A 10,505-nucleotide genomic window follows, 5' to 3' on the forward strand; every position below is an offset into this window, starting at 1 on the left:
GTTTCGGCGCGGTCCTCTCGCGGGCGGACCGCTCGGCGCCCGTGGTCACGGGGCTGTCAGTGCCCCGTGCCATGCTGTACGCGATGGCCAAGAAGACTGCTCATGACGATCTCCTCGCCCCGGTGACCCTTGCCGTGGGGCAGGAGGAACTGCTGCTCGACCGGGCCGTGGGGGAGGTGGTCGCCGCCGCTCGGGCCGCCGACGCGGACACGGACGTGCGGGATCTGACCCCGGACCAGTTGCAGCCGGGGACGCTCGCCGAGCTGACCAGTCCCTCGCTGTTCGCGGAGCGCAAGGTCGTGGTCGTGCGCCATGCGCAGGACCTGTCCGCCGACACCGTCAAGGACGTGAAGGCCTACCTCGGGGCGCCCGCCGAGGAGATCACCCTGGTGCTGCTGCACGCCGGCGGAGCGAAGGGCAAGGCTCTGCTCGACGCCGCGCGGAAGGCGGGGGCGCGAGAGGTCGCCTGCCCGAAGATGACCAAGCCGGCGGACCGGCTGGCCTTCGTGCGGCAGGAGTTCCGGGCGACCGGGCGGTCCGCCACGCCCGAGGCGTGCCAGGCGCTGGTCGACGCGATCGGGAGTGATCTGCGGGAGCTGGCGTCCGCCGTGTCCCAGCTGGTCGCCGACGTCGAGGGGACGATCGACGAGGCCGTGGTGGGGCGGTACTACACCGGGCGGGCCGAGGCTTCCAGCTTCACCGTCGCCGACCGGGCCGTGGAGGGGCGGGCCGCGGAGGCGCTGGAGGCGTTGCGGTGGTCGTTGTCGACCGGGGTCGCGCCGGTCATGATCACCAGTGCGCTGGCGCAGGGGGTGCGGGCGATCGGGAAGCTGTCGTCGGCTCGGGGCGGGCGGCCCGCCGATCTCGCCCGTGAGCTGGGGATGCCGCCGTGGAAGATCGACCGGGTGCGGCAGCAGATGCGGGGGTGGACGCCGGACGGTGTCGCTGTCGCGCTGCGGGCCGTGGCGGAGGCGGACGCGAGGGTGAAGGGCGGAGGGGACGATCCGGAGTACGCCCTGGAGAAGGCCGTGGTGGCGATCGCCCGGGCGGCCCGGTCGCGGGGGCGGGGTTAGCGGGCGAGCGCCGGAGCGTGCCTGGCTTGCCGGAGGGTGAGTGTGCCCGGCAGGGCTGAGTACGCCTGCCCCCGATGGCGATGGCGATGGCGATGGCGATGGCGATGGCGATGGCGATGGCGATGGTGATGGCGTGACGGGACCCTGCTCGCCGTCGTAGTGCGTCTGCGCGTCCGTCGGGGCTGGTCGCGCAGTTCCCCGCGCCCCTTCGGGCGCGCCCCGGACACCCGCCGAGGTGACTCACCCCGCGTCCCGGGAGGACAATCAATGCTGTCAGCCGAACATCGCCGGACAACGGAGAGGTGGCGGTCGTCATGGCTGAACATCCGCATGCTGTGCTCGTACGCAAGGGGTTCGAGGCGTTCAGCCGCGGGGATCTCGACACCCTGCGGGAGCTGATCGCGAAGGACGCCACGCATCACGTGCCCGGCAGTCACCCGCTGTCCGGGGACTTCAAGGGCCAGGACGCGATCCTCGACATGTACCAGCGGCTCGGTGAGGCCACCGGTGGGTCGATGCGGCTGGAGGTGCTCGGGATCGCCGTCGACGGGCGGGGGCACGCCGTCGGGATGTGCCGGGTCACCGCCGAGCGCAAGGGCCGGCGCCTGGACGACACCGGGTGCATCGTCTTCCGGATCGTGGGGGACAAGGTCACCGATCTCGACGAGTGCGTCGAGGACATCGACACGAGCAACGCGTTCTGGTCGGACTGAGACCTTCGTTGCGTGCCGAAGGCCCCGGCCGCCCCGCCCTGGGGAAGGGCGAGGTGCCGGGGCCTTCGGTTCAAGCTGGTCGGAGGCCACGCCCGCGTGGCGAACGCAGGCCGCGCGTGGCTCCTGGGAGCCGGTCGGGAGCGGATGAGAGAGGGCCCGCTCTGGGTCCTTCCGGCAGCTCGGTCCCGCGGGATTCCCTGGGGACCGGTCAGATCAGGGTGTTCAGCCCTGGAGGGACGCGACCTTCGAAGCAAGCGCCGACTTCTTGTTGGCGGCCTGGTTCTTGTGGATGACGCCCTTGGAGACGGCCTTGTCGAGCGCACGCGCAGCAGCGCGCTGGTACTCGGTGGCCTTCTCGACGTCACCCGCGGCAGCGGCCTCACGGGCCTTGCGGATCGCGGTCTTCAGGGAGGACTTGACGGCCTTGTTGCGCAGCCGCGCCTTCTCGTTGGTCTTGATCCGCTTGATCTGGGACTTGATGTTCGCCACGAATGAGCCTCTACAGGTTCAGGCACGAAGCCAGGAGGATTCCGAGCAGAAGAGCAAGGAAGACCCGGGTTCCGTACCAGGTGATTTCTTGGAGTTGTGCCTCGCGCTGAGAGGGCATGAGACACAGCCACCCAGACTACCAGCGGCCCAGCGAGTGGCCCAAACCGGTCGCCGGTCCCCGCCCGTGGGACCATGGAGGCTACGTATCGATCCGACCCGAGACCGCAGACACTGCGGACGCCTCAAGAATCAGGACCCTGCGTGCCCGCGATCCCCAGCCACGTGCCCGAGCCGAGCCGTACCGACCCGGCTCTGATCCGCAATTTCTGCATCATCGCGCACATCGACCACGGCAAGTCCACGCTCGCCGACCGGATGCTCCAGCTGACCGGTGTGGTCGAGCAGCGCCAGATGCGTGCTCAGTACCTCGACCGCATGGACATCGAGCGTGAGCGCGGAATCACGATCAAGTCGCAGGCGGTGCGTCTGCCGTGGGCCCCCACCGGCGACAAGAGCAACACGCACATCCTCAACATGATCGACACCCCGGGGCACGTCGACTTCACCTACGAGGTCTCGCGGTCGCTCGCCGCGTGCGAGGGCACCGTCCTCCTCGTGGACGCCGCCCAGGGGATCGAGGCCCAGACTCTCGCCAACCTGTACCTGGCGATGGAGAACGACCTCACGATCATCCCGGTGCTCAACAAGATCGACCTGCCGGCCGCGCAGCCCGAGAAGTTCGCCGAGGAGCTCGCGAACCTCGTCGGCTGCGACCCGTCCGACGTCCTCAAGGTCTCCGCCAAGACCGGGCTCGGCGTCGACGCGCTCCTTGACCGGGTCGTCAAGGAGGTCCCGGCCCCGGTCGGTGTCGCCGACGCCCCCGCCCGCGCGATGATCTTCGACTCGGTCTATGACTCCTACCGCGGTGTCGTGACGTACGTCCGTGTCATCGACGGCCAGCTCAACAAGCGCGAGCGCATCAAGATGATGTCGACGGGCGCCACGCACGAGCTGCTGGAGATCGGGACGAACTCGCCCGAGATGCTGTCCGCCGACGGCCTCGGTGTCGGCGAGGTGGGCTATCTGATCACCGGTGTGAAGGACGTCCGCCAGTCCAAGGTCGGTGACACCGTCACCAGCCAGCAGAAGGGGGCCACGGAGGCGCTCGGGGGATACAAGGACCCCAAGCCCATGGTCTTCTCCGGTCTGTATCCACTGGACGGCTCCGACTACCCCGAGCTGCGCGAGGCTCTCGACAAGCTCCAGCTCAACGACGCCGCCCTGGTCTACGAGCCGGAGACCTCCGCGGCCCTCGGCTTCGGCTTCCGCGTCGGCTTCCTGGGCCTGCTCCACCTCGACGTGATCCGCGAGCGCCTGGAGCGCGAGTTCGGGCTCGACCTGATCGCCACCGCGCCCAACGTGGTCTACCGGGTCCTGATGGAGGACGGCACCGAGCACGTCGTCACCAACCCGAGCGAGTTCCCCGAGGGCAAGATCAACGAGGTGTACGAGCCCGTCGTACGCGCCACGATCCTCGCCCCGACCGAGTTCATCGGCTCGATCATGGAGCTGTGCCAGACCCGGCGCGGCACCCTGCTCGGCATGGACTACCTGTCCGAGGACCGGGTCGAGATCCGCTACACGCTCCCCCTCGCGGAGATCGTGTTCGACTTCTTCGACCAGCTGAAGTCCAAGACGCGCGGCTACGCCTCGCTGGACTACGAGCCCACCGGTGAGCAGACGTCGTCCCTGGTCAAGGTGGACATCCTGCTGCACGGCGACAAGGTGGACGCCTTCTCGGCGATCACCCACAAGGACGCGGCCTACGCCTACGGTGTGCGGCTCGTCGCCAAGCTGCGCGAGCTCATCCCGCGGCAGGCCTTCGAGGTGCCCATCCAGGCGGCCATCGGCTCCCGGGTCATCGCCCGCGAGACCATCCGCGCCATCCGCAAGGACGTCCTCGCCAAGTGCTACGGCGGTGACATCTCCCGTAAGCGGAAGCTGCTGGAGAAGCAGAAGGAAGGCAAGAAGCGGATGAAGATGGTGGGTTCCGTGGAGGTTCCGCAGGAGGCCTTCATCGCGGTGCTCTCCAGCGATGACAGCGCGGGATCGGGCAAGGGCAAGAAGTAACCGCGGGTTACAGCCGGTTGCCGGTTGAATCGGACGGAAAGGGGGCCCGTCGTGCGAAAGTGCGACGGGCCCCTACGCGTGCGTAACGTCGCGCTCTGTAGGAAGTGACAGGGCGCCTCCCCTTACGAACGGGTCGGTCGCGCTTTACTCTGATCTCTGCTCGATAGTTACTCGCGAGTTAAACAACAGCCGCAAACCTGAGAGCCAGCCGCACTGTCGCGGGCCCGGAGGATGTCGTGAGCGACACACAGACACTGATCGAGAACCGCCCGCCGAGTGTGGCGACCCTCTTCCTGGAGCGCGTTGCGAGCACACCCGACGCCGAGGCGTACCGCTACCCGGTGCCGGCGGCCTCCGGCCAGGGCCCGGACGAGTGGAAGTCGCTGAGCTGGGCGCAGGCCGCCGAGCGGGTGCACGCCATCGCGGCCGGGCTGATCGAGCTGGGGGTGCAGCCCGAGCAGCGGGTCGCCCTCGCCTCCTCGACCCGCATCGACTGGATCCTCGCGGACCTCGGCATCATGTGCGCCGGGGCCGCCACGACCACGATCTACCCGCAGACCAACGCGGACGAGTCGGCGTTCATCCTCTCCGACTCGGAGAGCCGGGTGCTGATCGCGGAGGACGCGACGCAGCTCGCCAAGGCGGTCGAGAAGCGTGGTGAGCTGCCCGCGCTGACCCATGTCGTGGTGATCGACCCGGCGGGCGTGGAGAGCGGCGACTTCGTGCTCACGCTCACCGAGCTGGAGGCCCGGGGCGCGGCCCGTCTGGAGAAGGACCCCGAGCTGATCAAGGAGCGGGTCGGCGCGATCACCAGGGACCAGCTCGCCACGCTGATCTACACCTCCGGCACCACCGGCCGTCCCAAGGGTGTGCGGCTGCCGCACGACAACTGGGCGTACATGGCGAAGGCGATCGCCGCGACCGGGCTGATCAGCGGCGAGGACGTGCAGTACCTGTGGCTGCCGCTGGCGCACGTCTTCGGCAAGGTGCTGACCTCCGGGCAGATCGAGGTCGGCCACGTCACCGCCGTGGACGGCCGCGTCGACAAGATCATCGAGAACCTTCCGGTCGTCAAGCCGACGTACATGGCGGCCGTGCCGCGCATCTTCGAGAAGGTCTACAACGGGGTCGCCGCGAAGGCCCGGGCCGGCGGCGGCGCCAAGTACAAGATCTTCCAGTGGGCCGCCGAGGTGGGCCGCGAGTACGCCAAGGCCACCCAGGACAACTTCCGACGCACCGGGGTCGCCTCCGCGCCCTTCGGGCTGAGCGCCAAGCACAAGGTCGCCGACACGCTGGTCTTCGCGAAGATCCGGGAGGCGTTCGGCGGCAACCTAAGGGCCTGCGTCTCCGGCTCCGCCGCCCTCGCGCCCGAGATCGGCTATTTCTTCGCCGGCGCCGGCATCCACATCCTGGAGGGCTACGGCCTGACCGAGTCCTCCGCGGCCTCCTTCGTCAACCCCGGCGAGGCCTACCGCACCGGTACGGTCGGCAAGCCGCTGCCCGGCACGGAGGTCCGTATCGCCGACGACGGGGAGATCCTGCTGCGGGGCCCGGGGATCATGGAGGGCTACCACGGCCTGCCCGAGAAGACGGCCGAGGTGCTGGAGGCCGACGGGTGGTTCCACACCGGGGACATCGGTGAGCTGTCGCCCGACGGATACCTGCGGATCACCGACCGCAAGAAGGACCTGATCAAGACGTCCGGCGGCAAGTACATCGCGCCCGCCGAGGTGGAGGGGCAGTTCAAGGCGGTGTGCCCCTACGTGTCCAACATCCTGGTGCACGGGGCGGACCGGAACTTCTGCACCGCGCTCATCGCGCTCGACGAGGTGTCGATCCTGGAGTGGGCCAAGGAGAACGGCCTCGAAGGGAAGCCGTACGCGGAGGTCGTCGCCGCGCCCGCCACGGTGTCCATGGTCGAGGGGTACGTGAAGCAGCTGAACGAGGGCTTGCAGCGGTGGCAGACGATCAAGAAGTTCCGGCTGCTGCCGCGGGATCTCGACGTGGAGCACGGGGAGATCACGCCGAGTCTGAAGCTGAAGCGGCCCGTGGTCGAGCGGGAGTACAAGCATCTGATCGATGAGATGTACGCGGGGTCTCGCGAGGCGTAACGCGTGAGTGGAGGGGGGCGGGGGCTGCGTGGCGGCTTGCGGTTCGTCGTGGCTTGTCGCGCAGTTCCCCGCGCCCCTGAAAAATGCGAACTCACCGTTTCTCCAGAAGGCGCCGGAGTTCCTTGACCTGGACAAGCTGGGCCTCCGTCAGCTCGTCCTCCAGGGCCGCCAGTCGCCTGCTCACCTCCTCGTAGTCCGACCGCTGCCGGGCCAGCAGCCGTTCCAGCTGCTGGTTCTTCCTGTGCAGGTCCAGGAAGACGCTGACCTTCGCGCGCAGCACCCACGGGTCGAACGGCTTGGTCAGGTAGTCGGCCGCGCCCGTCGCGTAGCCGCGGAAGGCGTAGCCCGAGTCGTCGTCCGTGCCCGTCAGGAAGATGATCGGGACGTCCTTCGTCTGGTCCAGGCGTTTGATGTTGGCCGCGGTCTCGAAGCCGTCCATGCCCGGCATGCGCACGTCCAGGAGGACCAGCGCGAAGCGGCGGCGCAGCAGGGCCTTCATCGCCTCCTCGCCCGAACGGGCGCGGATCAGCGGTTCGTTGAGGGACCCCAGGACCGCCTCCAGGGCGATCAGGTTGTCCTCCATGTCGTCGACCAGGAGGATGCCGGCACCGTCGTCGGTCCGTGCCTCAGCGTTCATCTGACTGCCTCATTCAGTCGTCGGTGGGCGGTACCACCGCCTCCTCGGCTTCGGTCCGCTCCCGCGTCGGGGCGCCCTCGGGGTCGAGGAGCTCGCACACGACGGTCAGCAGCTGGTCGACGTCCACCGGCTTGGGTACGTAGTCGTTGGCGCCGCGCGCGATGGACTTCTCGCGGTCGCCGGGCATCGCCTTGGCGGTGAGCGCGACGATGGGCAGTCCGGTCCAGCGCGGGGTGCGGCGGATGGCGGCGATGGTCTCGTAGCCGTCCATCTCCGGCATCATGATGTCCATCAGGACGAGTTCGACGTCCGGGTTGCGCTCCAGGGTCTCGATGCCCTCGCGGCCGTTCTCCGCGTACAGGACGGGCATGCCGACGCGGCCCAGCACATGGGTGAGGGCGAAGACGTTGCGGATGTCGTCGTCGACGATCAGCACCCGCCTGCCGGAGAGCACCTGGCCCGCCCGGCCCGACCGCCACGCCTCCAGTCTGGTGGGCGCGGGCCACGAGTCCTCGGCGTCGTGGGCGGTCGGGTACGGCTCGGTGGACAGGTCCTCCGGGGCCGGCAGGGGGTGGTCCTCGGTGGTCGGGCCGGTCGCCGTGTGGCCGGGGCTGACGACGGGGACGTAGAGCGTGAAGGTGGAGCCCTTGCCCGGTTCGCTCTCGGCGACGATACGGCCGCCCAGCAGGCCCGCGATCTCCCGGCTGATGGACAGGCCGAGCCCCGTGCCGCCGTACTTGCGGTTGGTGGTGCCGTCGGCCTGCTGGAACGCCTCGAAGATCACCGGGAGTTTCTCCCGCGCGATGCCGATGCCGGTGTCGGAGACCGCGAAGGCGACCACGTCGTCGTTGTCGCGCAGGCCGCCGCTCTCGACCTCGCTGGCGTGCGCGGACCCCCACCGGTGCTCGGGGTCCTTGACGCGGGTCACCCGCAGCTCGACCCGGCCGCCGGCGGTGAACTTGATCGCGTTGGAGAGCAGGTTGCGCAGGATCTGCTGGAGGCGCTGCTCGTCGGAGTACATCTCGCGCGGCACGTCGTCGCCGACCGTCACCTCGAAGGCCAGTCCGCGGTCCAGGGTGAGCGGGCGGAAGGTGGCGTGGACGTAGTCGAGCAGCTTGATGAGCGGCAGCTTCTTCGGGCGTACGTCCATCCGGCCGGCCTCGATCTTCGACAGGTCCAGGATGTCGTTGATCAGTTGCAGCAGATCGCTTCCCGACCTGTGGATCGTGGTGGCGAACTGGACTTCCTGGTCGGAGAGATGGCCGTCGGGGTTGTCGGAGAGCAGCCTGGCGAGGATCAGCAGGGAGTTGAGCGGGGTGCGCAGCTCGTGCGACATGTTCGCCAGGAACTCCGACTTGTACTGCGAGCTGGTGGCCAGCAGGGCCGCCTTCTCCTCCAGTTCGGCGTTGGAGCGCTGCAACTCGGCCTGCTGCATCTGGAGTTCGTCCGAGCGCTCCTGGAGCTGCATCGCCAGGCGCTGGGACTCGCCCAGCAGGGACTCGGTGCGGGAGTTGGCGATGATGGTGTTGATGGCGACGCCGATGGTGTTCACGAACTGGTCGAAGAACGCCAGGTGGACATCGGAGAAGCGGGAGAAGGAGGCGAGCTCGATGACGCCGAGGAGCTTGTCCTCGAAGAGGATCGGGATGATGACGACGCTCGCCGGGGCCGCCTCGCCCAGCCCGCTGTTGATCTTGATGTAGTCCGGCGGCGCCTCCTCCACCAGGATCCGCTTCTTCTCCCGGGCCGCCTGCCGGACCAGACCGTGCACCGGCATGCCGCCGGTGTCGACGGTCGCGCCCTGGGCCGAGCCGTAGCCCGCGATGAACGCCAGTCCCTTCGCGGGAACGGTCGTGCGCAGAGAGGCGCCGTCCTCGTCCGGGTCGGCCAGGAAGAACGCGCCGTACTGGGCGTTCACCAGCGGGGTCAGCTCGCGCAGGATCAGGTCGGCGACCTCCATCAGGTCCCGGTGGCCCTGCATCAGGGCGGCGAGACGGGCGAGGTTGGACTCCAGCCAGTCCTTCGCGCGGGTCGTCTCGCGGAGGTTGGCCACCATCAGGTTGATGTTGTCCTTGAGCTCGGCGACCTCGCCCTGCGTCTCCACGGTGATCGAGCGGGACATGTCGCCCTGGGCCACCGCGGAGGCCACCTCGGCGATCGCGCGGACCTGGGTGGTCAGGTTGGAGGCGAGCTCGTTCACGTTGGTCGTCAGCCGCTTCCAGGTGCCGTACACGCCCTCGACCCGTGCCTGGCCGCCGAGCCGGCCCTCGGAGCCGACCTCGCGGGCCACGCGGGTGACCTCGGAGGAGAAGGAGGAGAGCGTGTCGACCATGGTGTTGATGGCGGTCTTCAGCTCCAGGATCTCGCCTCGCGCGTCCACGTCGATCTTCTTGGAGAGGTCGCCGTTGGCCACGGCGGTGGTCACCTGGGCGATGTTCCGGACCTGGGACGTCAGGTTGTCGGCCATGTAGTTCACGTTGTCGGTCAGGTCCCGCCAGACCCCGGAGACGCCCAGCACCTGGGCCCGACCGCCCAGCCGTCCGTCGGTGCCGACCTCGCGGGCCACCCGGGTCACCTCGTCGGCGAAGGCGCGCAGCTGCTCCACCATCGTGTTGACGGTGTCCTTCAGTTCGAGGATCTCGCCGCGGGCGTCGACCGTGATCTTCTTCGACAGGTCGCCGTTGGCGACGGCGGTGGTCACCTGCGCGATGTTGCGCACCTGCGAAGTCAGGTTCAGAGCCATGAAGTTGACGTTGTCGGTGAGGTCCTTCCAGACCCCGGACACGCCCCGCACCTGCGCCTGGCCGCCGAGGTTTCCCTCGGTGCCGACCTCGCGGGCCACGCGGGTGACCTCGTCGGCGAAGGCGGAGAGCTGGTCGACCATGGTGTTGATCGTGGACTTCAGCTCCAGGATCTCGCCCTTGGCCTCCACCGTGATCTTCTTGCCGAGGTCGCCCTGGGCCACGGCGGTGGACACGAGCGCGATGTTGCGGACCTGCGAGGTCAGGTTGTCCGCCATGAAGTTGACGTTGTCGGTGAGGTCCTTCCAGACCCCGGACACCCCGCGCACCTGGGCCCGGCCGCCGAGGTTTCCCTCGGTGCCGACCTCGCGGGCCACGCGGGTGACCTCGTCGGCGAAGGCGGAGAGCTGGTCGACCATGGTGTTGATGGTCGACTTCAGCTCCAGGATCTCGCCCTGCGCGTCGACCGTGATCTTCTGCGAGAGGTCGCCGTTGGCCACGGCCGTGGTCACCTGCGCGATGTTGCGCACCTGCGAAGTCAGGTTCGACGCCATGAAGTTGACGTTGTCGGTGAGGTCCTTCCAGACCCCGGACACCCCGCGCACCTGGGC

General features: G+C 68.7%; 7 protein-coding genes. 4 read left to right on the forward strand and 3 right to left on the reverse strand.

Annotation, left to right across the window (positions count from 1 at the left end):
• The first annotated feature begins 83 nt into the window (after positions 1–83).
• Together holA and EHS43_RS26375 are read left to right on the forward strand one after the other, a co-directional pair.
• Positions 84–1,073 (forward strand): DNA polymerase III subunit delta, encoded by a 990-nt coding sequence (gene holA, locus EHS43_RS26370; protein WP_185806418.1) that lies wholly within the window; start codon positions 84–86, stop codon positions 1,071–1,073.
• A 314-nt stretch (positions 1,074–1,387) separates the two neighbouring features.
• Positions 1,388–1,786: a nuclear transport factor 2 family protein gene (locus tag EHS43_RS26375; RefSeq protein ID WP_125193246.1), complete on the forward strand. Its 399-nt coding sequence runs from the start codon at positions 1,388–1,390 to the stop codon at positions 1,784–1,786.
• A 222-nt stretch (positions 1,787–2,008) separates the two neighbouring features.
• On the opposite strand, the gene rpsT is transcribed toward EHS43_RS26375, so the two are convergent.
• Positions 2,009–2,275 carry a 30S ribosomal protein S20 gene (rpsT, locus tag EHS43_RS26380; protein ID WP_125193247.1) on the reverse strand — a complete coding sequence of 89 codons (267 nt, stop codon included), beginning with the start codon at positions 2,273–2,275 and terminating at the stop codon, positions 2,009–2,011.
• Between the two features lie 261 nt (positions 2,276–2,536).
• Between rpsT and lepA the strand changes: the two genes are divergently transcribed.
• Positions 2,537–4,405, forward strand: a complete 1,869-nt coding sequence (gene lepA / locus EHS43_RS26390) for a translation elongation factor 4 (protein WP_125193249.1) — start codon at positions 2,537–2,539, stop codon at positions 4,403–4,405.
• A 236-nt stretch (positions 4,406–4,641) separates the two neighbouring features.
• Positions 4,642–6,516 carry a long-chain fatty acid--CoA ligase gene (locus EHS43_RS26395; RefSeq protein ID WP_125193250.1) on the forward strand — a complete coding sequence of 625 codons (1,875 nt, stop codon included), beginning with the start codon at positions 4,642–4,644 and terminating at the stop codon, positions 6,514–6,516.
• A gap of 91 nt (positions 6,517–6,607) precedes the next feature.
• Here the strand turns inward: EHS43_RS26395 and EHS43_RS26400 are convergent, their stop codons facing one another.
• Both EHS43_RS26400 and EHS43_RS26405 read right to left on the reverse strand, forming a co-directional pair.
• Positions 6,608–7,153 carry a two-component system response regulator gene (locus EHS43_RS26400; RefSeq protein WP_125193251.1) on the reverse strand — a complete coding sequence of 182 codons (546 nt, stop codon included), beginning with the start codon at positions 7,151–7,153 and terminating at the stop codon, positions 6,608–6,610.
• Positions 7,154–7,166: 13 nt separating this feature from the next.
• Positions 7,167–10,505 (reverse strand): HAMP domain-containing protein (locus EHS43_RS26405; RefSeq protein WP_125193252.1); only part of this gene is annotated, 3,339 nt, incomplete at its 5' end.

This window comes from Streptomyces sp. RP5T, assembly GCF_003933965.1.
Lineage (GTDB): Bacteria > Actinomycetota > Actinomycetes > Streptomycetales > Streptomycetaceae > Streptomyces.

Coding starts and splice junctions, on each gene's coding strand:
- holA (WP_185806418.1), top strand. CDS start 84: ATGGCCAAGAAGACTGCTCATGACGATCTCCTCGCCCCGGTGACCCTT.
- EHS43_RS26375 (WP_125193246.1), top strand. CDS start 1,388: ATGGCTGAACATCCGCATGCTGTGCTCGTACGCAAGGGGTTCGAGGCG.
- EHS43_RS26400 (WP_125193251.1), bottom strand. CDS start 7,153: ATGAACGCTGAGGCACGGACCGACGACGGTGCCGGCATCCTCCTGGTC.